The sequence below is a fragment of the Corallococcus carmarthensis genome (assembly GCF_003611695.1).
GTDB classification, from domain to species: domain Bacteria; phylum Myxococcota; class Myxococcia; order Myxococcales; family Myxococcaceae; genus Corallococcus; species Corallococcus carmarthensis.
The window spans coordinates 1-24,010 of record NZ_RAWE01000158.1; the positions used below are offsets into that span (position 1 = coordinate 1).

20 protein-coding genes and 1 pseudogene are annotated in these 24,010 nt (G+C 71.2%); 4 read left to right on the forward strand and 17 right to left on the reverse strand.

All coding sequences use genetic code 11. The features are described 5' to 3' along the window. Positions 1–721 precede the first annotated feature (721 nt). A complete protein-coding gene (locus D7X32_RS31090) occupies positions 722–1,606 on the reverse strand; it encodes an SDR family NAD(P)-dependent oxidoreductase (RefSeq protein ID WP_120606196.1) in 885 nt (294 codons plus the stop codon). A gap of 71 nt (positions 1,607–1,677) precedes the next feature. Between D7X32_RS31090 and D7X32_RS31095 the strand changes: the two genes are divergently transcribed. Next, positions 1,678–2,349 carry a TetR/AcrR family transcriptional regulator gene (locus tag D7X32_RS31095; protein WP_120606197.1) on the forward strand — a complete coding sequence of 224 codons (672 nt, stop codon included), beginning with the start codon at positions 1,678–1,680 and terminating at the stop codon, positions 2,347–2,349. A 95-nt stretch (positions 2,350–2,444) separates the two neighbouring features. Here the strand turns inward: D7X32_RS31095 and D7X32_RS31100 are convergent, their stop codons facing one another. From D7X32_RS31100 to D7X32_RS31160, 13 genes are all read right to left on the reverse strand, one after another. Continuing rightward, on the reverse strand, positions 2,445–3,302 hold the full coding sequence (locus D7X32_RS31100; protein ID WP_439329030.1) for a heme ABC transporter ATP-binding protein: 858 nt from the start codon (positions 3,300–3,302) through the stop codon (positions 2,445–2,447). Next, positions 3,245–4,330: a FecCD family ABC transporter permease gene (locus D7X32_RS31105; RefSeq protein ID WP_120606199.1), complete on the reverse strand. Its 1,086-nt coding sequence runs from the start codon at positions 4,328–4,330 to the stop codon at positions 3,245–3,247. The genes D7X32_RS31100 and D7X32_RS31105 overlap by 58 nt, the downstream gene beginning before the upstream one ends. Continuing rightward, on the reverse strand, positions 4,327–5,220 hold the full coding sequence (locus D7X32_RS31110) for a heme/hemin ABC transporter substrate-binding protein (protein WP_120606200.1): 894 nt from the start codon (positions 5,218–5,220) through the stop codon (positions 4,327–4,329). Before D7X32_RS31110 ends, D7X32_RS31105 begins: the two co-directional genes overlap by 4 nt. Then, a complete protein-coding gene (locus D7X32_RS31115) occupies positions 5,217–6,299 on the reverse strand; it encodes a hemin-degrading factor (RefSeq protein WP_120606201.1) in 1,083 nt (360 codons plus the stop codon). The genes D7X32_RS31110 and D7X32_RS31115 overlap by 4 nt, the downstream gene beginning before the upstream one ends. Continuing rightward, the gene (locus D7X32_RS31120) at positions 6,299–6,958 is read right to left on the reverse strand and encodes an HmuY family protein (protein ID WP_120606202.1); all 660 of its coding nucleotides are present in this window, start codon (positions 6,956–6,958) and stop codon (positions 6,299–6,301) included. The genes D7X32_RS31115 and D7X32_RS31120 overlap by 1 nt, the downstream gene beginning before the upstream one ends. Positions 6,959–6,991: 33 nt before the next feature. Continuing rightward, complete coding sequence (locus D7X32_RS31125; RefSeq protein WP_120606203.1) at positions 6,992–8,932, reverse strand: TonB-dependent receptor plug domain-containing protein; 1,941 nt, start codon at positions 8,930–8,932, stop codon at positions 6,992–6,994. 134 nt (positions 8,933–9,066) lie between these two features. Next, on the reverse strand, positions 9,067–9,210 hold the full coding sequence (locus D7X32_RS31130) for a hypothetical protein (protein ID WP_244239276.1): 144 nt from the start codon (positions 9,208–9,210) through the stop codon (positions 9,067–9,069). 152 nt (positions 9,211–9,362) lie between these two features. Continuing rightward, positions 9,363–10,334, reverse strand: a complete 972-nt coding sequence (locus D7X32_RS31135; RefSeq protein ID WP_120606205.1) for a metallophosphoesterase — start codon at positions 10,332–10,334, stop codon at positions 9,363–9,365. 51 nt (positions 10,335–10,385) lie between these two features. Further along, positions 10,386–10,736 carry a hypothetical protein gene (locus D7X32_RS31140; RefSeq protein WP_120606206.1) on the reverse strand — a complete coding sequence of 117 codons (351 nt, stop codon included), beginning with the start codon at positions 10,734–10,736 and terminating at the stop codon, positions 10,386–10,388. Between the two features lie 126 nt (positions 10,737–10,862). After that, positions 10,863–12,242 (reverse strand): hypothetical protein, encoded by a 1,380-nt coding sequence (locus D7X32_RS31145; RefSeq protein ID WP_120606207.1) that lies wholly within the window; start codon positions 12,240–12,242, stop codon positions 10,863–10,865. Between the two features lie 48 nt (positions 12,243–12,290). Continuing rightward, a complete protein-coding gene (locus D7X32_RS31150) occupies positions 12,291–15,374 on the reverse strand; it encodes a hypothetical protein (RefSeq protein WP_147450336.1) in 3,084 nt (1,027 codons plus the stop codon). Beyond that, positions 15,371–16,537: an NAD(P)/FAD-dependent oxidoreductase gene (locus D7X32_RS31155; RefSeq protein WP_120606209.1), complete on the reverse strand. Its 1,167-nt coding sequence runs from the start codon at positions 16,535–16,537 to the stop codon at positions 15,371–15,373. The genes D7X32_RS31150 and D7X32_RS31155 overlap by 4 nt, the downstream gene beginning before the upstream one ends. A gap of 3 nt (positions 16,538–16,540) precedes the next feature. After that, the gene (locus D7X32_RS31160) at positions 16,541–18,469 is read right to left on the reverse strand and encodes a LodA/GoxA family CTQ-dependent oxidase (protein WP_147450337.1); all 1,929 of its coding nucleotides are present in this window, start codon (positions 18,467–18,469) and stop codon (positions 16,541–16,543) included. 197 nt (positions 18,470–18,666) lie between these two features. Between D7X32_RS31160 and D7X32_RS31165 the strand changes: the two genes are divergently transcribed. Beyond that, positions 18,667–19,125 (forward strand): YaiI/YqxD family protein, encoded by a 459-nt coding sequence (locus D7X32_RS31165; RefSeq protein WP_120606211.1) that lies wholly within the window; start codon positions 18,667–18,669, stop codon positions 19,123–19,125. Between the two features lie 12 nt (positions 19,126–19,137). On the opposite strand, the gene D7X32_RS31170 is transcribed toward D7X32_RS31165, so the two are convergent. Together D7X32_RS31170 and D7X32_RS31175 are read right to left on the reverse strand one after the other, a co-directional pair. Then, positions 19,138–19,623 carry a hypothetical protein gene (locus tag D7X32_RS31170; protein ID WP_120606212.1) on the reverse strand — a complete coding sequence of 162 codons (486 nt, stop codon included), beginning with the start codon at positions 19,621–19,623 and terminating at the stop codon, positions 19,138–19,140. Between the two features lie 111 nt (positions 19,624–19,734). Beyond that, positions 19,735–21,069: an amidohydrolase gene (locus D7X32_RS31175; protein WP_120606214.1), complete on the reverse strand. Its 1,335-nt coding sequence runs from the start codon at positions 21,067–21,069 to the stop codon at positions 19,735–19,737. 250 nt (positions 21,070–21,319) lie between these two features. Between D7X32_RS31175 and D7X32_RS31180 the strand changes: the two genes are divergently transcribed. Continuing rightward, on the forward strand, positions 21,320–21,940 hold the full coding sequence (locus D7X32_RS31180) for an outer membrane beta-barrel protein (protein ID WP_120606213.1): 621 nt from the start codon (positions 21,320–21,322) through the stop codon (positions 21,938–21,940). After that, positions 21,940–23,769 carry a fatty acyl-AMP ligase gene (locus D7X32_RS31185; RefSeq protein WP_244239277.1) on the forward strand — a complete coding sequence of 610 codons (1,830 nt, stop codon included), beginning with the start codon at positions 21,940–21,942 and terminating at the stop codon, positions 23,767–23,769. Before D7X32_RS31180 ends, D7X32_RS31185 begins: the two co-directional genes overlap by 1 nt. A gap of 58 nt (positions 23,770–23,827) precedes the next feature. On the opposite strand, the pseudogene D7X32_RS45640 reads toward D7X32_RS31185, so the two are convergent. Then, positions 23,828–24,010 (reverse strand): annotated as a pseudogene (locus D7X32_RS45640) (hypothetical protein); the annotation flags it as partial.

Below are 24,010 nucleotides of genomic sequence, written 5' to 3' on the forward strand. Positions count from 1 at the left end.
CCACGTACGCCACGAGCCCCACCCGCACCATCCCCGTCCCCCTCCTCGTCCAAGCTTCTCGCACCAGACCACAGGGGTCTGACATGGACGCTAGGGCCAGCGCGGCCTTGGGCACGATGCGGCGCGAACTGGTCCGACTGTCGGACCAGTTGGGAGACGGCGCTCCCGGCGGGGCGCCTCTATCCGTGGACTCGCCTTGGCGTCCACTACGGCCCCCCAGCGCGGTCCACTGTCGCGCTCCGCGAGGCACGTGCCCTCATTGAGCCCTTCGGGTCACAGGGCTTGCTCACGAACTCCTGGCACGGCTACTGGGCGGCGGGGCTGGTGAACCACCCTCTGTACAAGTCGATGGCGAGGGCCGGCGCGGCCCTGGGCCTCATTCGGCGCGAACTGGTCCGACTGTCGGACCAGTTGGGAGACGGCGCTCCCGGCAGGGCGCCTCTGTCCGTGGACTCGCCTTGGCGTCCGCTCCGGCATGCAGGCGCGGCCCGCCGCTGCGCTCCGCGAGTCGCGTCCTCGCGAAGAACTTCGGGTCACACGGATTGTTCACGAACTCCTGGTACGGCTACTGGGCAGCAAGGTGCCCCAGCCGCCGCCAACGGCGCGTCCCACCATCGTCTTCATCGGCGGGTCGGCCACGCGCGGCGCGCCGCCGCCGCACTGGATTCGCCCACGCCCCCCGGTGCCGAAACAGCGTCCCGCGCCCTGCGCAGGCCTGCCGCTACGGCGCGAGCCGCGCGGTGCCCGTACCCGTCGCCTCACGCGGCTTCATCATCCCGCCCGCCACGCGCAGGCCCAGCCAGCGCGGCGTGAAGCGCGTCAGGTTGGCCTGCAGCCAGTTGCGCCACCCGGGCACCACCGACGCCCGGCCCTGGTCCAGGGCCTTGAGCGCGCGCAGCACCACCTCCTCCGCCGTCGCCATGGGGCCCACGGCGGCCTGCTGGGTACCCACCACGTCGAAGAACGCCGTCCGCACGGGCCCCGGGCACAGCGCGAGCACTCGCACCCCCCGCTCGCGCGTCTCTTCCGACAGCGCCTCCGTGAAGGACAGCACGAACGCCTTGGTGGCCCCGTAGATGGCCATGTACGGCACCGGCTGGAAGCCCGCGATGGAGGCCACGTTGAGGATGCCGCCCACGCCGCGCGCGAGCATGTCCGGCAGGAACAGGTGCGTGGTGTCCGCCAGCGACGTCACGTTGAGCATCACCTGTTCGTGCTGCCGCGCGAACGGCGCCGCGTCGAAGGCCCCGTGCATGCCGAAGCCCGCGTTGTTGACGAGCAGGTCCACGCGCAGCCCCTTCGCCTGGCAGCGCGCGTGCAGCTCGCGGCCCGCGCCCTCCCGCCCCAGGTCCAGCGCGATGACCTCCGCCTGGATGTCGTGGGCCTTCGACAGCTCCGCCGCCAGCGTCCGCATCCGGTCCTCGGAGCGCGCCACCAGGATGAGGTCCATGCCGCGCGCCGCCAGCTCGCGGGCGAACACCTCCCCCAGGCCGGACGACGCACCCGTCACGAGCGCACGGTGGCCCGCGTAGGGGAACGCCTTGCCCCGGGGGGCGGGAGAATGAACAGAGGGGCGAACAGGGGACTGGGACGCGGTCGTTTGCATGGGGTTAGAATGTGAGTGAGCGCTCACGTTCTCAACTCGCGTGGTGCTCACATTCCCTTTCCGGAGGCTTCATGCCCCGCCGTCCCCCACCTTCCCGTCGCAGGGCGCCCCGCCAGGAACGGGCGCAGGCGACGTGTGACGCCATCCTCACCGCGACTGCTCGCGTTCTGCTCAGGGATGGCTACGAGGCCGCGAGCACCAACCGCATCGCCCAGGAGGCCGGGGTGAGCGTGGGGTCGCTCTACCAGTACTTTCCCAGCAAGGAGGGGCTGGTGACGGCGCTGATGGAGCAACACCGTGCGCGGAGCCTGGCGGACTTCGAGGCGGGGCTGGTGACACTTTCGGGCCAGCCGCTTCCGGTGGCGATGCGCGCGCTCATCCGGCAGGTGCTCGCGGTGAAGCGGGAGAACCCCCGGCTGAACCAGGTGCTGCATGAGCTGATGCCACGGATGCGGCAGTGGGGCCTTTCGGATGTGTACTCGCAACGGCTGCACCGGCTGGTGCGGGCCTTCCTCGCGCCCCGCTTCGAGGACCTGCGTCCCCGAAACCTGGACATGGCGGTCTTCATCCTGGTGAACGCGGTGGAGGCGCTGTGCCACACGGCGCTGACGGACCGGCCGGACTACGTGGAGGACGATACCTTCGTGGATGAAATCGCCGCGCTGGCGGTTGGCTACCTGCGTCCAGAGCCGGCCCTGGCGCGTCCCCGGCGCGCGACCCGCGAGCGGGCGACCCGGATGTGAAGCCCAACGTCCCTGCCGCGAGGAGGGTCCGACGCGCGGCCTTGGAGGGGCGTTCGCGCGCGTGGACACCCTCCTCGCGGGAGGAGACCGATGCGTCAGGGCGGCGCGGGTGCGCGGCCCAGCGGAATCACCAGCGGCCCGGGCAGGTCCGGCCGCGCCACCACCTCCACCTGCAACCCGAAGGTCTCCGCGATGAGGGCGGGCGTAAGCACCCCCGAAGGCGTGCCCGTCTCCACGCACCGGCCCTGATCCAACACCGCGATGCGGTCCGCGTACCGCGCGGCCAGGTTCAGGTCGTGCAGCACCGCGAGCACCGCGCCGCCTTCCTGCGCGAAGGTACGGGCGCGCTCCAGCACCAGGTGCTGATGGGACAGGTCCAGGCTCGCCGTCGGCTCGTCCAGCAGCAGGTAGCGGTGGCCGTGCGCGGGCGGCGTCCACAGCTGGGCCAGCACGCGGGCCAGCTGCACACGCTGCCGTTCGCCACCGGAGAGCGTGGTGTACGCGCGCGAGGCCAGGTGCTGCGTGTCGGTGGCGTCCAGCGCGGCGCGGGCGACCTCCAGGTCTGACGGGTCCCCGCCCCGGCGGGCGTGCGGGCTGCGCCCCAGGACCGCCACTTCCAGCGCGGTGAAGCCGAAGCCCAGGGAGGACTCCTGCGGCAGCACGCCCAGCCGTTGTGCGCGCTCCACGTAGGGCCACTGGTGCAGCGCGCGGCCTTCCAGGAACACGTCGCCCGTCTTGCAGCGCAGCTCGCCCGACAGCGCCGCGAGCAGGGACGATTTGCCCGCGCCATTGGGGCCCACCACGGCGAGCAGCTCGCCGGGCCGGATCTCCAGCGACAGCGGACCGGCCACCCGGCCCCGCCCCCGCCAGACCTCAATGCCGCGCGCCTCCAGGCTCATGCCGCCCCCTTGCGCGCGAGCAGCGCGATGAAGGCGGGCACGCCCAACACCGATGTCAGCGCGCCCACGGGCAGCTCCGAAGGAGACGCCAGCGTGCGCGCGAGCAGGTCCGCCGCCAGCAACAGCGAGGCCCCTGACAACACGGACGCGGCCAGCAGCCTGCGATGGTCCGGTCCCAGCGCGATGCGCAGCAGCGCCGGCACCAGCAGGCCCACGAAGCCAATCATTCCGCAGAACGCCACCGCCGCTCCCACGCCCAGCGCGGCGGCGAGGATGAGCTTGCGCTTGAGCCGCTCCACGTCCACGCCCAGATGCCACGCCTCACGCTCGCCCAGGAGTACCAGGTTGAGCGCCCGCGCCTCGCTCAGGAGCAACCCCAGCGTCACGAGCAGCGGCAGCGCCGCGGCGCCCACCGCCTCCCACGACGCACCACCCAGGCTGCCCAGGCTCCAGAACGTGATGGAGCGCAGCTGCGCATCCGTCGCGCTGAACGTGAGCAGGCCCATGCCCGCGAACGAACCCGCGCTCACCGCCACGCCCGCCAGCAGCACGCGCGGCGTGTCCGTGCGCCCTCCTCCCGTGCCCAACCGCAGGGCGAGCAACGTCGCCCCCAGCGCGCCCACGAAGGCCGCCGCCGGCACCACCAGCATCCGGAAGGGCCCCACGTGCGCGGCCAACGCGACGTCCAGCACGATGGCCAGCACCGCGCCCAGCGCCGCCCCGCTGGACGTGCCCAGCAGGCCGGGCTCCACCAACGGATTGCGGAAGAGGGCCTGGAGCGCGGCGCCCGTGGTCGCCAGCACTCCGCCCACCATCACGCCCATCAGCACGCGCGGCAGGCGGATGGTGAGCAGCACCGCGCGCTGCATGGAGTCCAGCCGGTGGGAGGCCTCGCCCAGTCCCAGCGCCTCCCAGAGACTGCCGAGGATGGCGGACGGCGGAACCGTCATGGAGCCCACCGCCAGCGACGCCAGGATGATCAACGCCAGCAGCAACCCCAACGTCACCCAGGGCCCCGCGCCCGGAAGCCTTGAAGGCACCGGACGCGCCGCGGGGACCGGCATGGCCTCCGACGCGCTCATTTGCCGCCGCCCTTCGCTGACGCTGGGGCCGCCGGGGCGGCCGGAGCCACCGCGTCCTGCACGCGGACCACCGCACGGCCCAGGCCGGGCCCCAGCCCCATGAAGTCCACGTCCTCCACCGTGACGAGCTTCCAGCCCTTCACCTGCGACAGCCCGGGCAGCTTCGCCAGCCCCTCCGCGCCGCCCACCGTCGACACCGAGCTCGCGGGCAGGAGCACGAACTGCGGCGCCGCAGCCACCACGGCCTCCGCGCCCAGCGGTTTGTAGCCCTGCATGGACTCCGCCGCGTTCACGCCGCCCGTCAGGCGGATGAGCGTGTCCGCCACGGTGCCCGAGCCCGCCACCATCAACGCGCCCGCGCCCCGCGCGTAGATGGCGAGGATGCGCGGCGGCTTCGCGTTCTTCACCTGCGCGGCGCGGCCCGCCGCCTTCGCCAGGTCCTCGTCCAGCTTCGCCACCAGCGCCTTGCCCTGCTCGGGCATGCCCAGCCGCTCCGCGATGCCCTGGATGCGCGTGCGCGCGGCCTCCACCGTGGGCTCGTTGGCGAACGTCTCCACCGTCATGCCCGCCTGCTTCAGCTGCTCCAGCACGCCCGGAGGTCCGGCCTCCGCCGAGCCCAGCAGGACGCCCGCGCCCAGCGACAGCACGCCCTCCGCGGACAGCGCGCGCTGGTAGCCCACCGTGCGCACCTTCGACGCTTCCGGCAGTGCCGCGCTGGAGTCGTCCACGCCCACCACACGGTCGCCCGCGCCCAGCGCGAACACCGTCTGCGTGATGGCCGGCCCGATGGAGATGAGCTTCGGCGCGGGCCTTGCCGCGGGAGGCGCCGCGTGCGCCGCCAGCGCGAACAGGGCCGTGACGAGCCCCCACTTCGCCGCCGTGCGCTTCATGACGCCACCTCCACCGCGGGCAGTGTCCGGACCAATTCCTCCATCAGCGTCCGCCACGCGGGGGACTCCAATTCGCCCGGCTTCCGCTTGCCGAACAAGAGCGCGATGTTCTCCCCCGCCTTGTCGAACAGCTCCAGCGAGGTGACGTCCCCGTCGCGCGTGGGCTTGCGCACCACCCACGCGCTGTGGACCTGATCCGCGCGGACGTGCAGGTTGAAGCCCGGGTCCATCACGTTCATCCACGGGCCCATGGGCCGCACCGTGCGCACCGGGCCGGTGTGGATTTGAATGGCGCCCGGGTTGCCCACGAACACCATGATGGGCAGCTGCGTCGCCGCGGCGCGCTCCAGCGTCCAGCCCAGCGCGTCCGGCACCACCGGCTTCGCGAACTCCGTGCCCGCCAGCCGCAGCGCCTGCGTGCGCGCCACCTTGAACTTGTTGAGCAGCGCGAAGAACTCGTGCGTGTCCTGGAGCGCGCGCCAGCCGGCCTTGAGCCCCAGCGCGTCGATCTCCGAATCCGGCCGGGGCTCGGCGGGAGGCGACACCGGCACCACGTCCAGCACGTGGCCCTGGTCTTCATGCTGGAGCTCGCGCACCAGCCCCTCGAAGGCGGCGACGTTCGCGTCGTCCTGGAGGTAGATTTTATGCACCGCCGTGCCCGCCGCGTCGAACACCTGGAAGCTGCGGCGCACCTGGCCGTGGAGGTCCTCGCGCAGCGCGAAGACGAAGCACCAGCGCGACAGGAACAGCCGCAGGTCGATGTCCTCGTCCAGCACCAGCGCCCGAGCGCCGTGCAGCTCCACCTTGCGGTAGACGCCCTTCTTCTCATGCACGGCGGACGCGTTGCGCGTGAGCGCCATCACCCGGCCCAGCGACTCCAGCCGGGGCAGCAGCACGTCGAAGCGCGGCTCCAGCCGCACCAGCTCGCCGTTCATCCCGGTGGCGAGCAGCTCCGCCTCGCTCACCCCCAGGCGGTCCGCCGCGTCGCGGATGCGCATGCGCGGCTCGGAATCCCGCAGGGTCTGCCAGCGCTCCTTGAGCGCGGCGTGCGGACTCACCACCTCTTCCGTGCGGTCCATCACGGCTGCCCCCCGGCCGGCGCGGCGACCTTCGCCCAGAGCAGCTTCATCATCGCGGGCGTGCCGGCGGCGTCGTAGTAGGACTGGATCTCCACCTTGAAGTACGTCCCGGAATCGGAGCGCACGACATAGAGCTGCTGGCGCGGCGTGAGCGTGTGGAACTGAAGCTCGTAGATGTACCAGCCGTCCCCCGCGTTGAAGACGGTGTCCGGGCTGTCACCGGTGTCGGGGCCGTCCGCCACGTCCGTCACGTAGCCAGACGCGGGCGCCTGGGTGAGCGCTGTGAACGTCGTGCCCGGCACGATGACCACCTGCACGCCGCCCGTGCCACTGACGCCGCCGCGCGTCTTCACCGTGTAGCGCTGGAAGGCCAGGTCCCACGCCGCGTCCTCCGTCGCGCTCACCTGCTTGCCCGTGTCCAGATCCATGCCCACCCACGCCGTCCCGTCGGTCGCGTCGACGACGGAGGTGAAGGAACCGTCGCCGTTGTCGTGGTGCTTCAGGTTCGCGCCGTCCTGCGGCGTGACGACGGTGTCGTCGTCCTCGCCGGGCCCTGGTGTGGGCTGGAGGTCGTCACCGCACGCGGTGCCCAGGCTCGCGAGGAGCAGCGCCGCGCAGGCGCGGCCCAGGAAGCCGGGACGGAAGGGAATGAGGAACATGCGGACTCCTTCAGCAGGGTGCTGGGTTTGAAATCAGAACCGGGTGGAGACACCGGCCTGGAGGGTGCGGGGTGGAATGGGCAGATCCGCCGGATTGCCCGCACCGGTGAGGTTGCTGCCCACAACGAAAAGCTGGAGCCCGCCCGCTGGCATGAGCCAGGCGACACGGGCGTCCAGGGAGACGGTGGGGCTGGCACGGTAGGAATCCGCCACACCGTCTCCGTTGGTATCGGGATAGAAAGGGCGCTCGCCGGTGAGCGCGCCGCGCAGGTTGGCCTCCAGGCCCCACTGGCGGTGGCGCCACGTGGCCTGCGCGGTGAGCCGGTGCCGCGCCTGGCCTTCCAGCGCGCGGTCCAGGTCCTGGTCGGTGCCGTCGGTGAGCGTGTAGCCCAGCTCCACCTGGATGCGGCCGGGCAGCGACTGGCGCACGCCCAGCTCGCCGCCGCGCACGCGGGCCCGGGCGATGTTGATGTACGAGTAGCGCAGGAAGTCGCCCTCGGACTGGAGCGACGCGGCAATCATGTCGCGCAGCGAGTGCTGGAACAGGCCCACCCACACCACGGTGTCGCTCGCGGGGCGCGTCTCCACGTTGAAGCTGAAGCTGCGTGAGCGCTCCGGCTTCAGGTCCGGGTTGCCGCGCACGGTGTAGCCCACGGAGGGATTCTCGAAGTCGATGAGCAGGTCCTGGAAGCTGGGCGCGCGGTAGCCCCAGCCGTAGCTGCCGCGCAAGGTGAGCCACTTCAGCGGCTCCACCTTCAGCGCCGCCCGGGGCGTGATGGCGACCCCGAACTGCGAATCCACGTCCACCCGTCCGCCGCGCACCGCCACCAGCCCCAGGCGTTCCCACAGCGTCCAGCTGTCCTGCGCATACAGCGAGCCGCGCCCGCGCCGCCCGCGGCCACCCTCCAGCCGGTCCGACAGCAGCCATTCACCCAGGTACTCGGAGCCCACCACCAGCGAGTGACCGCCGCCGGGACGCGCGTCCAACTGCACGCCCACGCGGGCCTGCTGGTCGCGCGTGTCCTCCACGGTGTCCAGCGCGGAGGCATTGCGCTGGTCGCGCAGGTAGCGCCGCTCGTAGTGCCCGTAGGACAGGTCCGTGCGCAGCGACACGTTCTCACCCAGCCGCCAGGACGGTGACAGGCGCGAGGCGAAGGTGTTGTCGCGGGTGGCCCGGTCGAACACCGCGCTCCCGGCGCCCAGGTCCACGCCGCGCTGGATGCGGTGCGAATAGGACGCGGTGCCCTCCAGCGACATCGCCCCCGTGCCACGCCAGTCACCGCGCGCGGACAGGTCGTAGCCGCTCAGGCTGCTGCCCGTGGTGCCGATGTCCGACGCGTCCAGGTCGTAGGCGGAGCGCCGCTGGAGTCCGGCGCTCATGCGCAGGCCCCACGCGTCGCCGCGCGTCTCGCCGGTGGCGTCCAGGTCCAGGCGGCCCAGCGTGCCGTAGGAGGCGCGCAGGTCCGCGCCCAGGGTGCGCTGCGCGCGGCGGGTGATGAAGTTCACCACGCCCGCCACCGCGTCGCTGCCGTAGAGCACCGACGAGGGACCCGTCACGATTTCAACCTGCTCGATGTCCTCCAGCGACAGGCGCGACAGGTCGATGTTGCCGTCCACCTTGCCGGTGACGCGCTCGCCGTCCACCAGCACCAGCACGTACTCCGGCGCCAGGCCCTGCATGGACAGCCCGGAGCCCGCGAAGCCCTGCTGCACCACGAGCCCCGGGCGCGTCGACAGCAACTCCGAAGCGTCCCGTGCTCCGCTCGCGACAATCTCGGAACGGGTGATGACCTCGGTCGCCACCGGCGTCTCGCGTAGACGCTCCTGCTTGCGCGAGCCCGTCACGACCGTCTGAAGCGCGGGGGGTTCCTCTACCGGAGGCGTGTCCTTCGTCGCGGACGGCACGTCCTCCGCCCGGGCCTGGCCGGACAAGGCACTCCACAGCAGCGCGCACAGCCACCAACGCCCGGACATCCACGGTCCTCCCGGCACGAAAGCCGGGGGGCCTCCGCTCACCGGAAGCCTGTCGGGCGCTGGGCTCAGGGGCCTCGGGCCTCAGGAAACGCACTGCCGCGAGCCCCAGCCGGAGCCCGTTCCTTCAAAGTGGTTCAGCCGAGATCACCCCGGGGTGCACCGCCCCGGGTCTCCGCCTCCGGCCCGGGCTGCAATGGCACCACCTGCGTCCGGTGACACCGGCGGCACTTCAGCTCCACCCCGCCCGGCACCAGCCGCGCCAGGAGGCTGCCGCACATGCAGCGCAGCTCCCCGGCACTTCCCTGTGGTCCGCATCCCTCGTGCATCGCGGCTCCCTGCGTTCGATGGGGGCGGACGATATTGATACTGACTATCAAAGTCAAAAGACTTCCAGTGAACAGCTCCGGGTGGGTGTTCAGCGGAGGTCCGTCTACTTCGTGCCCGTCTTCGCCTCGGGGCGCGGGGCCGGCGCGGCCTTCGGTGTGGGGAGCAGTGGCACGCGGCCTTCCGGATAGAGCGCGGTGACGCGGTCGCCGCGAAGCTCCAGCGCGGCCAGGTGGCGGCCGTAGTGGGTGCTGAGCCCCGTGTCGATGACGATGACTCGGCCTCCAAAGCGGACGGAGAGCCGGCCGTCCTTCGACGGCGTGTGGCCCATCACCATGCGGCGGGCGCCGAAGCGCTCCAGCACCTGCGTGAGGCCCGCGTCCCACTTCGCCTCGTCGTCCAGGGCGTAGCCGCGAAACCACACCGGGCCCTGCGGATCCACGCCGCCGCCCGGCGCCTGTCCTGGCGTCAGGTCCTGCCACACCCAACGGTTCACCTCTTCGAGCGTGGTGCCCGGCACGGTGGGGGCCAGGCCGCCGTGGAGGAAGAGCGTGTCGTTGATGCGGATGACGGCGGGATGCGTGCGCAGCCACTTCCCGTAGCGCCCGTCCGGGGCGTAGGCAGCGGTGTGGCCGTGGAGCCCCTGGGGCTCCCCCGGACCGTCGGGGGTGGAGGACTGATCCGCGAAGGAGGCGAACTCGCCGGGCGTGACGTAGCGCAGGTCTCCGCGCATGTTCATCAGCTCGTGGTTGCCCAGGAGCGGGTGCACGCGGCCGCCGGCCTTGCGCGCCTCGGTCTCCAGACGCATGAGCAGTTCGAAGGCGTCGCGGGTGTGGTCGCCCCGGTCCGGCAGGTCACCGGTCTGCACCAGGTGCGCCTTGCCGCCAATCCAGTGGTCCTTCGCGTCGATGAGGCCCGCCAGCCGGAGGACCTCCTTCAGCGCGTCCACGTCACCATGCACGTCCGCGACGGCGACGATGCGCTCCACCCCCTGGAAGACGAACGGGTCCTGCGCCTTCGGGGCGGCGGCACCCGCGAGCGCGGGCAGGAGCAGCAGGGACAGGAGAACGGGACGCACGGGCTTCCTTCCTTCGAAAAGGCAGGAAGCCTATCGCACGTCCCGCAAGGCCTACGCCCTGGCGGCGGCGTAGATGTCCAGCAGCGTGACACCCGCGACGGCGCCCGTGGCGGCGAGCAGGCGGCCCTTGCGCACTCCGGGCTCGCGCAGGCCCTTGCCCATCGTCGCCAGGTCCAGCGCGTCACCGGCCACGCGCGCCCACAGCCAGGGGCGCTTCTTCGCGGGGCTCAGCAGGGCCAGGCCCGCGGCGAGCTCCCGCGCGCCATAGGCCCGCACCCACCGGTCCCCGCGCGAGATGCCGAAGAACCGGAGCAGGTTCCACGCTCCCAGCAACTCCGTGACGCCCAGGCCCACGCTGAACCAACCCAGCGCGCGCGGCAGGCTGCTCTTCGCCTTCGCCATGGCACCGCCTCCTTGAAACAGAAAGGTCCGGTGGAAAGCTGGAGGCGTCCCGGGCGCGCGCCAAGACCCTCGGCGGCTTGGGGGCTGACGCATCCTGGAAGGCAGGCAGGCGGCGGAGCCCCTGCCCTACCGGGGATTGCCGCGGAAGCGCGCGGGGATGGCGCGCAGGAACTGCGGATCCTTCCAGTCCCAGACGCGCTCCGGCGCGCTGTCCACGTCCACCGGGACGGAGTTCCACCCGTGCACGTCGTACGAGGTGGAGGCGCGCCAGTGGAAGAAGACGCTGAACGCGGCCGTCGCGGTGAGCACGCCCATGAGGCCACGATGCTGGCGGGGCGCATCCAGCGCGAGCTGCACGGGGAACGCGAGGAAGAAGACGAGATAGGGCAGCACGTCGGTGAAGAAGCGCGGCCCCACGGAGTGCCCCGCCCACCAGATGGGGAACGCGGAGATGGCCACCCAATGCAGGAGCACGATGACGGCGAAGGCCTTCTCGAAGGGCTCCAGCTCCTTGCGGCGCCACCGCTGGACGAACCCCACCCCAGCGAGCACCAGGAACGGCGAATAGATGAGCAGCCCCCGCGACGGGCTCACCAGGTTCGCGGCCAGCGCCATGAGGAAGCGCGAGCCCGCGACGTCCAGCGGGTGCACGTAGTACGGCGACAGGAGCGAACCGTGGAGGTGCAGGTTGTACCCGCAGAACGGCACCGCCACGAGCGCCGCGCCCGCGAAGTACGCGGGCAGCAGCCGGCGGAAGCGCAGGACGAAGTACGCGGTGACGACCACCACCGTGACGGAATGCGTGGGCCGGCACACATAGGCGAGCGCGACCGCGAGCCCCGCGAGGAACGCCGTGCGCGACGTCTGCGTGGGCCGCGCCAGCATCAGCACCACACAGGCAATGGCCAGCAACCCGGGGCCGTGCTGCCAGAGGACGCGGCTGGCGGTGGAGTACGCCGTCGTCCCCAACGCGAAGAGCAGGACGGTGACGAGCGCGGCGCGAGCGGACACCCGCCTTCGCAGCGCGACGAGCATCACGCCCGCGGCGGCGCACACGTAGAACGAAGCGATGAGCTGTTCGGTGCGGTGGAAGGAGCCCAGGTCCACCGCGCCGGTGCTCCGGAACAACTCCAGCCACGCCAGCGCCCCGGCACCGGGAGCGCCCAGGTGCGCGAGCAGCGGCCGGCCCAGGGAGAACAGCGCCTCCGCGCCCGCCAGGAACGGGAGCGCGGAGACCATCACCCCGGGCGGGTATTCGTAATAGGTGTGGCCGCCGTAGACGCCTCGCGCGTAGGCGGTCGCCTGCGTGAACGAAGGGGCGTACTCGTCCAGGTCCGCGTTGCCTTCGTGGAGGATGCTGGCCGCGGACGGAATGGACCACAGCGAGTCCGTCTGCATCTGCACCTGGCTCGCGGTGTAGACCGCGAACAACCCCAGACACAGCAGCCAGAGCGCGAGGGACGAAGCCGCGAAGGCGCGGCGGGACGGGGAGGACGCCGGAAGCACGAAGCCGCTTCTAGCGAATCCCCGCCCTGCGCGCGCGACTGTCGTCACCTACGGCGTCGCCACCTGCGTCCACTCGCCCAGGACCATCGTCCAGTTGCTCATGAAGTCGACCTTCTGGGACGGCTGGTTGGGGTCCGGCGCGTACGACAAGCCGGACTGGTTGTTGAGCCGGCTGGTCATGTAGATGAGCCGCGACATGGCGGGGCCCGGCGTCTTCGGCTGGCCCAGGTCGTTCGTCAGCCCCTCCTTGAAGCGCGCCGCCAGGTAGCCGGGCGGGATGGTCTGGTAGTTCACCCGCACCCGCGCGGACTTCCAGCCCGCCGTCCGGTTCGTCGGGACGCGGTACGTGATGCGGTCCAGGCCCGGCGCGGACTTCGCGTTGTAGTCCGGGTCGCTGGAGACGCTCGTGTCCCCCGCGCCCAGCACGCTGCTCGTGGGCTCCGTCAGCGTGGCGAGTTCCTGGAGCTTGAGCCCCAGCAAGGCGTCGGACGGCTTGCGCTCCGCGGACGGCACCCAGCCCAGCGGCAGGAGGCGGTTGTCCTTCACCGCCTGGAACTGCTGCAGCTCCGTGGAGGTGAGGTGGTTGTAGTCGTCCACCACGCGCAGCTCGTAGATCTGCGCCTGCGACTCGTCGGTGATGACCTGGCGGTGGGGCTGGAGCTGGCGGGGGTCGGTGGCGAACTCGGCGGGCAGCGTGTTGCTCCCCGCCGCGTTGCACGCGCCCTGGCAGATGGCGCCCCACGCGTTCGGCTGGCCTGAGGCCCAGAGCACCCGGCCGCCGTCGCCCAGCAGTTCGAACTGCACGAAGGCCCGGCGGAAGCCCGCGCCGCTGGGGAACTTGTGCCCCACGTTGTTGGTGACGGTGACGGCGAAGTCCTGCGTGGCGCCTCCGTTGGTGGGCGGCGCGACGGACACCTGCACCGCTGGCTTCAGCGGGTTGTAGACGCCCTGTGACGTGTTGACCGCCAGGTCCAGGATGGACTGCTCCGCGTTGAGCAGGTTCTTCGCCACCGCGTAGCTGCGGCTCGCGTCCTGGAGCAGGGGCGCGGCGGCCTCCGGCAGCGTCAGGGACAGGAACAGGTCATCCACCGCGATGCTGGGCGGCAGCACCACGGTGAGCGAGCGGGTCCCCGGGCTGAGCTGGACGGTCCGGTTGAAGTTCAGCCACGTGCCGTACTGCGGATTCCTGAACTCAGGCTCGTCCGGGATACGGTTCGAGCCTCCAAACGTGAGCTGGATCTTCCCGTTGCGCTCAAAGGCATTCTTGTAGACCAGGCTCGCGCCCCAGTTCACCTTCACCTCGCCGCCGTTGCGGTCGATGTATGGTGCGTACTGCGACACGTCGAACGTCATCGTCGCGCCGGTGCCCACCACCGCGTCGCTGCGCAAGCTGAAGAAGTACTGGCCGTGCTGGGGCTTGATGTTCCCATCGCTCGTGACGGCCTTCATCTGGGTACCCGCGGCCACCATCCAGCCCTTCGTGTCGCCGTTCTCCGCGCCCGGGTTCTGGATGAGGTTGCCCGTGCGGGTGCGGATGGGAGGCGACTGGAGGAACGGCGGCACCACCGAGTTCTCCGACGGGTAGTACTCGATGCCCAGCACGTCCGGGAACTGCTGGAACATCTCGTGGACGAAGAGGTTCACGCCCAAGAGCGAGTGCCGGTTGTACTGGCGCGGCGTCGTGGCCGTGTTGCCCTGGTAGAACTTCGCCAGGTCCGCGTTCACCTGCGCCACCGGCTCGAAGCCGTCGTTGGTGGACGCGCTGGCCAGCTGCATGTGGCACGTGAGGCAGGACGCCGTCTGGGTGGCGTAGCCGCTGTTGAGCCACTCGAAGTACGTCGTCTGCTCGTAGGCCAGGCCCACGCAGGGGTCCGTGAGGAAGTCGCCGGTGAAGTTCTTCTGCCCGGGCGGGCAGCTGGCCGGCTTCACGTAGCCGCCGCGCGCCTGCGCCTCCTGGACCGTCAGCGTCTTGCTGTACTTGTCCGGTACCTTGGGCAGCACCACGACGTGGCAGGAGCCGCACACCGTCGCGTCGCGGAGGTACGGCTGGCCGCCCGCCGCGTTGGTGGCCGTCTCCAGGCCCAGGCCTGCCGCGGCCATGGGCGCGATGTTCAGGCCCGTGTCCGGCCCCACCACGGAGCCCGGCCGGGTGTTCATGTGCGAGGTGAAGGGGAACGCCGGAGGCTGGCTGGAGTCGCCCGTGTCCTTGAGGCGGTTGGAGAGGTTCGCGCCAAAAACGCTGTTGGCTTCGCTGCCGTAGAACACGGTGAAGTCCGTGCCGTTCCACGGCTGGCCCTGCGCGGGCGCCACGTCGTGGCACGCGGCGCACGACACACCGTCCCGGCCCAGCGCGCCCAGCGTGGCGTTGGCGGGGCTCGCGTTCGGGTCGTTGACCGGACTTTTGTAACCGGAGCCCTCCGGCGTCGAATACAGCATGAAGTGGCTGAAGAGCTTCCCCTGCTGATTCGCCTGCCGCTGGCCCAGGGGCGAGTGGCAGCGCAGACAGAGGTTGTCCACCTGCTCCGGCTGGTTGGGCGACAGGCCGCGCGTGTTCTCCACCTGCGCCAGGAAGACGGGGTCGCGCGCCGCCAGCGCCTTGATGGATCCGCTCCAGTCCCCGAAGAGGGACCAGTTGGACGCGAGGTCCATCTTGCCGGAGGGGTCCACCTGCGCCACGCCGGGCTGCGCCCAGAAGGACATCTGCGGCAGGTTCGTGCCGGACGCCTTCCAATCGCTGTCATGGCAGGACTGGCACACCAGCGACGAGTTGAAGTTGCCCGACGCCAGGTCCAGGCCGTTGTGCGCGATGTCCAGCGACCGCTTGGGCAGCGCGAACAGCGAGGCGCGCGCCGGGTTGGGCAGCGTCACGCCAGTGCGCTGGCCGTAGTACGTCAGGAACTGCTGCACGGACGGATGGTTGTCCGCCAGGGATTGCGTGAGCGTGTTGCCGTGCGGGAACACCGGGAAGGGTGGCGACAGATAGCCGTCCGCCGCGGCCACGGCCTGGGTCGGTGACGGGCCAGAGGTGCGCTCCCACGAGGAGCACGCGCCCAGCGTGAACCCTCCAGCGAGCGCGGATACGCCCGCGGCGGCGATCAGGTATCGCGAAGGTCGATGGCGTCCGGTTGTCATGCGTTCTTCCCTACGGAGAGAGGGTTCGAGGCAGCGGCGAAAGGAAGCGGTGCGTGGGATTGCTGGCGGTTGCGCCAGTACGGCGCCGAGGGCCAGCGGCGCTCCAGGCGGTAGTAGCCCTCGCGGATGCGCAGGTGCTCCTGGAACTGGTGCCGCACCCGCACCTCGTGGAGGCGCAGCGCGGTGAAGTCACCGCGCAGGTAGCGGCTCACCGCGTCGGCGGCCTGGTGCGCGGAGCGCAGGGCCTGGGACGTGCCCTGCGAGGACAGCGGATCCAACGTGAACGCGGCGTCCCCCACCGCGAGCCAGTCCTCGCCGTGCAGCAGGTCCAGGCAGGCGACGTTCGCGGGCACCGCGCGCAGGGGCTCGCCGGTGAAGGCACACGCCTCCAGGCGGCCGAGCGTCTCGGGAGCGCGCGCCATCCGGGCCCGCCACGCCTCGGCGTCCTTCGGCAGCAACCCCTGGAGCGAGTCCCTGTCGCCCATCAGCCCGAAGACGACCTGGTCGCCGGGCATCCGCGCGGAGTACCACCAGCCGTCCTCGCACGCCTCCACCAGCGTGAGCGCGTCCACGGTGCGGCCGGGCTGGAGCGCGAACGTGCCGCACAGGCCAAAGGCCCGGTCCACCGTGTGGCGCCGGGCGCCCTGCGACGTGGCGAACGTGGCGCTCCGGCCCGTGGCGTCCACCACGAAGCGCGCGTCCACGAAGGCGCGGGGGGCATCACCCTCCACCGGAAGGAAGAGGCGGTGGCCGCCGTCCTCCAAGGCCTTCCATTCCGTCACCGCGGTGCCGGTGCGCACGTCCACGCCGTGGCGCGTGGCCTCGTCCGCGAGCATCCGGTCGAACCGGGCGCGGTCCAGGTGCCAGCCCGTGCCCCAGGGCGAGCGCAGGTGGTCGTTGTAGCCCAGCGAGGATGCGCCCCAGCGCGAACAGGAGCCCATGGAGCGCAGGTGGCCCTGGCGCGCGAAGGCCTCCCAGACGCCCAGCTGCGCCAGCAGCCGCCGGCTGTCCGGAGGCAGGGTCTCGCCCAGGTGGGGCTGCGCGTAGGTGGAGCGCTCGAACAGGGCGACGCGCAGGCCCGAGTGCCTGCGCAATGCCAGCGACAGGGCCGCGCCCGCGGGACCGCCGCCCAGCACGGCGACGTCATACCGGATGCCGTCCACGGATCAGGCCGTCCCGTCCGAGTGCTCCAGCGGCCGCCGTTCGACCTCCAGGAATTGAGCGCCCGTGCCCGACTGCCGGAGGATGAAGCCCAGGTCCTTCCAGTTGAAGACCATGGTCTCGTCCTTGACGAAGTTGGCGCCATAGGGACGCGTCCAGTAGTCCTGCTTCACCTGGCCGCCGTCCATGTACGAGACGAAGTACGGCCGCTGCGCGGGCCACCACCAGAGGTTGGTGTAGTCGGTGGTCTGGTTGGAGCACTCGTTGAAGTCCGCCTGCCACGGCAGCGCCATGTACTTGGTGGCGTCCCCGGGCTGGAGGCCGTGGCCCGCGGTGGGCTCTGTGTCCCACCGGAGGCCCGCGTTGCCCGTGGGGGGCATGGGCTTGATGCGGAAGGGCTCCTCGTAGATGGCCGGGTCACGGCACAGCCAGGTCATCTCGATGCCCGGGCAGAACGGCCCGCCCACGCAGTTCTCCAGCACCGCGCGGTCCAGCGCTTCGCCGGGCCCCACCGTGGACGCGGGCGGCGGGTCCTTGGAGTACAGCTGCTTGCTGAACTGCTGGAGCAGGAAGTACTGCGTGCGCGTCAGCGTGAGGTACTTGCTGGACGGGCTGGGGATGACGTTGGGCTCGCCCTGCAGCGGATCATCCCCGGCAAGCTTGGGCATCAGGGCCGGCGTCGGGTCGTTCTCATGGCCCGGCTGGCGCAGGTAGCCGAAGAAGTTGGAGGGCGCCCCGCTCGGCTGCACCACCCCGTCGTGTCCCGCCGTGCCCTGGGAGTTGATGTTGGCGACCCACTGGTAGACGGCGGGCCGCGCGAGGATGGGGCGGATCTCCGCCTGGAAGTTCGGCACGTAGCCGGGGTTGAAGCCATTGGCGCCGTAGAGGTCCGGCGCCAGGTTCCGCGCCCGCACGAGCGCGTCGTAGATGGTGTCGTACAGCGTCACCATGTTCAGGATTTGCGGCGCGTAGGACGGCGGCGCCACCATCACCCAGGCGGGGGTGACCTCCACGGAGGTGCCGCCCTGGAGGATGACGCGGGCGGTGACGGGACCGTCCGACGTGTCGTCCCACCAGAAGTTGTTGTTGGCGTAGGTGTCGATGCGCGGCTGCTCGTACGCAATCGCTTCCACGTCCTGGGCCAGGTACGTGCCCACGTGTTCGCCGAAGATGCCGATGATGGCGGCCTTGAACGCCGCCTCCGTGGCGTACCCGATGTCCGCGATCTGCCGCAGCCCCGCGACGGCGCTGGGCGGCAGGTAGTTGGGCTGACTGCTGGACGTGGTGTTGACGGTGTTGAGCAGCGCCGTGGTGACCATCCACCGCGTGGACGAACCGGAGCGCCCGTAGCCGCCCCGGAAGTCCATGCGGCCCTGGCTGTCCACGGAGAGCTGGCCCAGCGTGGTGATGTCGCTGTTCTCCGGGACCAGGCCGGTCGCCGGGAAGTTCACCGGGTAGCCCTGTGGCGCGTGCGCCGCGTCGAAGGAGGATTGGGACGGCAGCCCGCCGTTGCCCCGGGCCGCGACGGTGCGGGGCCCCGGGTCGATGATAAGGCCGTTGCGCATTCCCACCGGCGTCCTGGGATTGCGCAGCGGCTGGCCGTCGTGCTTGCCGTCCACGCCGGTGAGCTGCTGGAACTCGTACCAGGCCGCCTTCTTGTTGGCCACGTGCACGGTCCACTGCACGTCCTGCACGTTGTCCTGCCCCAGCGTCACGGGGCGGCCGTGAGGGCTCGCGTCGTCGTAGACGAACACCTGGAAGCGCGCCGCCTGCCGGCGGATGGCTCCCTGGCCGTCGCGGAAGGTCTTCACCTCCCTCTGGCCATCCTGCTCCAGCGGCAGGCCCCCGGCCGACACCGGCCCCAGGTAGTAGTCCTCGCTGTTGCCAACGCGCGCGATGCCGATGGCGGGATGGATTCGGTAGGTCGGACTCATGGGCATGGCCCGGACCCACTGCAACCGGCATACCATGAAATCCCCGTCCCAATGCCAAAGGTTTGTCTGGGGTTACGGCGGGGGTGGCGGAGGCGCGGAGCGCTGGACGCGTCAGGGGGCGTTCCGTGACGTGTCAGCCCGGGCGATGACGCGTCAACGCGCCTGACCCCGGTGGGCGAATCAGCGAGGATGGCCCCATGAAAATCTGGGTCGATGCCGATGCGTGTCCGGGGCCCGTGCGGGACATCCTGCTGCGCGCCGTGCAGCGCGTGAAGGTGCCCATCGTCTTCGTGGCGAACAAGCCCCTGGCGCTGCCGCGGCTGGCGTACGTGTCCACGGTGCAGGTGGGCGCGGGGTTGGACGTGGCGGACCGGCACATCGCCACGTCCGCGGAGAAGGGCGACCTGGCCGTCACGCAGGACATCCCGCTGGCGGCGCTGCTCGTGCCCAAGGGCGTCGTGGTGATGGATCCGCGCGGAGAGCTCTTCACCCCGGAGACCATCGACGAGCGGCTGTCGGTGCGGAACTTCATGCAGGAGCTGCGCGACAGCGGCGTGAACACGGGCGGTCCCGGCGGCTTCTCACCGCAGGACCGCCAGCAGTTCGCCGCCACGCTGGACCGGGAGCTCACCCGGCTGGTGAAGCAGCAGGGCTGAAGCCCAGGACGGTCAATGGCCGGCGCCGCCGCTGCCCTCCGCCGGAGGCGTGCCGGTGGACGGCGCCACGGGGCTCGTGCCGATGCCCTTGTTGCGGTTCCAGGCCTCCGGGATGATGTCCAACCTCGCGCCCTGGTTCTGGGAGGGGACCGCTTCCGGAGCCAGGTTGTCCACGTCGCGCATGTCGATGCTACCCGAGCCGCCCGTCCCCACCTCGTCGAGGTCCACGCATTGGAAGTCCTCCGGCTTCGAGGACGGCTGGATGCCCGTGCCTCCGGAGGCCTCGGCGGCGGCCTGGGCTTCGGCGCCCACCTGCCCGTAAAAGTTCAGGTCATGGGTGCGCTGCATCTCCTGCGTGCGCGGGGACTCGTCCGAGTCCCACGACATCTCGTCGCTGGCGAACGCCTCGGATGGGGACTCCTGTGGCAGGGAGGAGGTCTGCGTGGCACAGCCTCCCAGGAGGAGCGCGGTCATCGAGGCCATGAGAGGAAGCTTCATCGGGGTGTCCTCCAGAAGTGTCGTCCGCCACTCAAGGTGGAGGCACTTGCGTCGGGGACAAGCGACGGGGGACCGGCCGGGCCAGCGACCCCGTTCCAGGCCGGGGCCTCTTCAATGCTCCACGGAGTCATCCCCAACATGCAGGCAGGCCAGCGCCGCCACGGTGAGTGACTCACACCCCATGCGCAGGGAGCCCGCGCGGTCCGGCGCGTAGCCGCCATTGTGCGGCCCGGGCAGATGCGCCACCTTCTCCAGGGGCGTCGCGCCCGGCGCTGCCTCCCAGGCCTTCCGCGGAGTGATGCCCACGAACCAGTACGCGATGGGCACCGGGTGCTCCGGACCCTGGGCGAAGTAGGGGAAGTCCTCGCTCGCGGTGGCGAGCACGCCCGGCACCAGCGCGGCGCGTCCGAACCATTCCTCATGCGCGGCCCTGACGCGGCGGAGGAGCGCCGGGTCGTTGCGGTTCACCGGCCCGCGGTTCAGCACCTCCACCTGGGGAGGCTTCGGTGCGCCCGCCGCGGCGGCCTCTCCCTTCGCGATGCGTTCGATGGCGGCGAGCACGCGCGCCTGCACCGCGTCGTCCTCCGTGCGCACCGTCAGCTCCAGCAGGGCCTCTTCCGGAATCACGTTGGCGCGCGAGCCGGCCTGGAAGTGGCCCACCGTCACCACCGCGGCCTCCAGCGGTGACAGCTCGCGCGACACGATGGTCTGCAGGCGCAGCACCACGCTGGCCCCCAGCACCACGGGGTCCACGGACAGCTCCGGCTGCGCGCCATGCGCGCCCCGGCCGAAGAGGCGCACGCGCACCTGCGCGGAGCCCATCATCGTCACGCCCTCGCGGTGCATGAGGGTGCCCACCGGCAGCGGCGCGGTGTGCTGGCCCAGCACGGCGTCCGGCGTGCCGAAGCGCGCGTAGAGCCCGTCGTCCAGCATCGCCTTCGCGCCCTGGAGCGTCTCCTCCGCCGGCTGCCCCACCACCATCACCGTGCCGCGCCACGCGTCGCGCGAGCGCGCCAGCACCGCCGCCGTGCCTACCAGACACGCGGTGTGGACGTCGTGGCCGCACGCGTGCATCACCGGTTCGCCGTCCTCCGTCCGCACGCGGCTCGCGTACGGCAGCCCCGTCTTCTCCTCCACGGGCAGCGCGTCCATGTCCCCGCGCAGGAGCACCGTGGGCCCGTCACCGTTGCGCAAGAGGCCCACCACGCCGTGGCCGCCCACGTCCCGCGTCACCTCGTAGCCCTCCGCCTCCAAGCGCCACGCCACTTCCGAGGCCGTGCGCGCTTCGTGGCCGGACAGCTCCGGGTGTTCGTGCAGGTCCCCGTAGAGCGCGTCTACGTTCGGAAGCACCGCGTCCAGGTGCGCGAGGACGCGTCGAGCGCGAGCCTTGAGGTCCGAAGCAGTGGATGGGCCCGGGACGGGCTGGGGGTGGGTGGCGTCGTTCATGGCGGTGCGCTCCTGGCCCGGACGCGTGGGGGAGGTGTCGTGAGCATCCGGGTACGGCTCAAGGTGGAAGCCGCGCACCGGGCTTCACAGGGAACGGGCGGGGAGGAGGACAGGGGCCTGGCCCCATGCGCCGCACGCCCCGCCCTCCGGGGGGCCGTGGGCCTCCGGAGCACCGCCTGTCCGTTCGTTGTCCGCCCCTCCCCCGTGGACCACCTTCTGGCTGCGCACGCGACACATGAAGGGAGCGGTCATGAGGCGAGGCATCACATTGGGGCTCTGCCTGGCGGGATTGACGGGTGGCGCCGCCAGGGCCCAGGACCCACCACCGGACGCGCCCACGCGGATGGGACGGGTGGAGTGGAAGGGGCCCTACTTCCTGCTGGGATTGGGTGTGGAGGGCTACACGGGCAAGCTCGCGCCCAACCTGGATCCAGGGCCGTCGTATGGCGTCGTCGTGGGCTACCGCCCCAATGACTACCTGGGCGTGGAGCTGGGCTACAGCGGCGGCGTGAGCAGCCTGTCCGTCGCGGACAACAACGCGTCCTTCGGCACGCCGGACATCGTGCGCAACGGAGGGCAGGCGGCCCTCACGCTGGGCTTCACCCCCACGCGGTTGCAGCCGTACGTGCTCGCGGGCATCGGCGTCGAGCGCTACTCGGTGCGCGAGGGGAACTTCTTCCGCTTCTTCGACGACACCGGAGGCTACGCGCCCGTGGGCGCGGGCGTGCGCTTCAAGATCAACCCACAGCTCACGGCCGAGGTGCGAGGCACCTACAGCTTCCTCTTCGGCCAGGACTTCTCGCCCACGCAGGACCTGGGCGCGGGGGATGGCCGCTACTCGGGACTGTTGATGATTGGAGGCAGCTATTGATGTCCGCGCCCATGACGCTGATCGAACTCCTCGACGAGCGAAGCCGCCGTCATCCGGAGCCGCGCCTCTACACCTTCCTGGAGGACGGCGCGGAGGTGACGCTCACCCGGAGCGAGCTTGCGTCGAGCGCGCACCGCATCGCCGCCGCGCTCCAGTCGCTGGCGGCGCGGGGCGAGCGCGCGGTCCTGCTCTATCCGCCCGGCGCGGACTACCTCCGCGGGTTCTTCGGCTGCGTGTGCTCGGGGCTGGTGGCGGTGCCGGCGTATCCGCCGGACCCGTCGCGGCTGGAGCGCACCCTGCCCCGCCTGCGCGCGCTCATCGCGGACTCAGGGGCCACGGTGGTGCTCACCACGTCCTTCATCCTGTCCATGGCGGAGTTCCTCTTCACGGACGCGCCGGAACTGCGCGCGTTGAAGTGGGTGGCGACGGACGTGCCGGAGGCGGGCGACGCGGCGGCGTGGAAGCGGCCGGACGTGACGGCCGACACGCTGGCCTTCCTCCAGTACACCTCCGGCAGCACCGGGACGCCCCGGGGCGTGATGCTCAGCCACGGCAACCTGCTGCACAACCTGGAGGCCATCCACCGCGCCTTCCAGACACGCGACGACAGCGTGGGCGTCATCTGGCTGCCGCCGTACCACGACATGGGGCTCATTGGCGGCGTGCTGGCGCCGCTGCTGGCCCAGGGCCTCCACACGGTGCTGATGTCCCCGCTGTCGTTCCTCAAGCGGCCCCGCGCGTGGCTGGAGGCGCTCACCCGCTTCGGCGGCACCATCAGCGGCGGGCCCAACTTCGCGTTCGACCTGTGCGTGCGGCGCATCCCGCCCGCGGAGCGGGAGGGCCTGGACTTGAGCCGCTGGGAGCTGGCGTTCTGCGGCGCGGAGCCCATCCGTCCGGACACGCTGGCGCGCTTCACGGAGGCCTTCGGGCCGTACGGCTTCCGGCGCGAGGCGTTCTATCCCTGCTACGGCCTGGCCGAAGGGACGCTCATCGTCACCGGCGGCGCGAAGGAGGCCGCGCCCATCCTGCGCGACGTGGACGCCTCCGCGCTGGAGGCGGGCTGGGCCCGGGCGCCCTTGAGCACGGCCCGGACGCTGGTGAGCAGCGGCACGACGTTGCCGGATCAATCCCTGCGCATCGTGGCGCCGGACACCGGACAGGTGCTCCCACCGGGTGAGGTGGGCGAGATCTGGTTGAAGGGGCCCAGCGTGGCGCGGGGCTACTGGCGGCGCGAGGAGGAGTCCGCGCGGGTCTTCCAGGCGCGGACCGCGCAGGGAGACGGGCCATACCTGCGGACGGGAGACCTGGGCTTCCTGGACGCGGGGGAGCTGTACGTCACGGGGCGCGAGAAGGACCTGATCATCGTGCGCGGCCGGAACCTGTACCCGCAGGACCTGGAGGTGGTGGTGGAGGAGAGCCACCCCGCGCTCAGGCCCGGGTGCGGCGTGGCCTTCGGCGTGGAGGTGGCCGGCGAGGAGCACCTCGTCGTGGTGCAGGAGGTGGATCCGCGCAGGTGGGATGGCAACGCGGCGCCAGTGCTGGGCGCCATCCGCGGAAAGCTGGCGTCGGTGCACGAGGTGAGGCCCCACGCGGTGGTGCTCATCGAGCCCGGGAGCCTGCCGAAGACGTCCAGCGGCAAGGTGCAGCGGCGGGCCACGCGAGAGGCGTTTCTCGCCGGAGCGCTGCGCGAGTTGCACGCCTGGTGCACGAACGCGTTGAACGGCATGGAGGCACCCGGCGAACCGTCGGCTCGGGAATTCCGCGTCTTGGCGCGCGTGCCAACGCGCCTGGGAGCGCGGGTGGAGGACCTTGACGCCCAGCCGCCCTGACCCTCCCGCCCGGCGCGGTCCAAACCGGTCCGACTGGAGGGTTGCGCGGAATAGCGGTTCAGCCTGGCCGCGATGCAGGGGGAGGAGCAGGGGCCTCGAAGAGGACGAAGACGCAAAAAAGCCGGCTGCGGGAGAGCAGCCGGCTGACGTTATGGGCCAGCAGCTTGAGGAAGACTTCCGCGTCGATGGTGGGCGGGTGCCGGGAGGAGAGGCGGTGAAAGCCCATGTCGTGCTGCAGCGA

Bases quoted from the DNA above. Each gene is read 5' to 3' on its own strand.
- D7X32_RS31090 (WP_120606196.1), bottom strand. From the start codon at position 1,606: ATGCAAACGACCGCGTCCCAGTCCCCTGTTCGCCCCTCTGTTCATTCT.
- D7X32_RS31095 (WP_120606197.1), top strand. From the start codon at position 1,678: ATGCCCCGCCGTCCCCCACCTTCCCGTCGCAGGGCGCCCCGCCAGGAA.
- D7X32_RS31105 (WP_120606199.1), bottom strand. From the start codon at position 4,330: ATGAGCGCGTCGGAGGCCATGCCGGTCCCCGCGGCGCGTCCGGTGCCT.
- D7X32_RS31110 (WP_120606200.1), bottom strand. From the start codon at position 5,220: ATGAAGCGCACGGCGGCGAAGTGGGGGCTCGTCACGGCCCTGTTCGCG.
- D7X32_RS31115 (WP_120606201.1), bottom strand. From the start codon at position 6,299: ATGGACCGCACGGAAGAGGTGGTGAGTCCGCACGCCGCGCTCAAGGAG.
- D7X32_RS31120 (WP_120606202.1), bottom strand. From the start codon at position 6,958: ATGTTCCTCATTCCCTTCCGTCCCGGCTTCCTGGGCCGCGCCTGCGCG.
- D7X32_RS31125 (WP_120606203.1), bottom strand. From the start codon at position 8,932: ATGTCCGGGCGTTGGTGGCTGTGCGCGCTGCTGTGGAGTGCCTTGTCC.
- D7X32_RS31130 (WP_244239276.1), bottom strand. From the start codon at position 9,210: ATGTGCGGCAGCCTCCTGGCGCGGCTGGTGCCGGGCGGGGTGGAGCTG.
- D7X32_RS31140 (WP_120606206.1), bottom strand. From the start codon at position 10,736: ATGGCGAAGGCGAAGAGCAGCCTGCCGCGCGCGCTGGGTTGGTTCAGC.
- D7X32_RS31150 (WP_147450336.1), bottom strand. From the start codon at position 15,374: ATGACAACCGGACGCCATCGACCTTCGCGATACCTGATCGCCGCCGCG.
- D7X32_RS31160 (WP_147450337.1), bottom strand. From the start codon at position 18,469: ATGAGTCCGACCTACCGAATCCATCCCGCCATCGGCATCGCGCGCGTT.
- D7X32_RS31165 (WP_120606211.1), top strand. From the start codon at position 18,667: ATGAAAATCTGGGTCGATGCCGATGCGTGTCCGGGGCCCGTGCGGGAC.
- D7X32_RS31170 (WP_120606212.1), bottom strand. From the start codon at position 19,623: ATGAAGCTTCCTCTCATGGCCTCGATGACCGCGCTCCTCCTGGGAGGC.
- D7X32_RS31175 (WP_120606214.1), bottom strand. From the start codon at position 21,069: ATGAACGACGCCACCCACCCCCAGCCCGTCCCGGGCCCATCCACTGCT.
- D7X32_RS31180 (WP_120606213.1), top strand. From the start codon at position 21,320: ATGAGGCGAGGCATCACATTGGGGCTCTGCCTGGCGGGATTGACGGGT.
- D7X32_RS31185 (WP_244239277.1), top strand. From the start codon at position 21,940: ATGTCCGCGCCCATGACGCTGATCGAACTCCTCGACGAGCGAAGCCGC.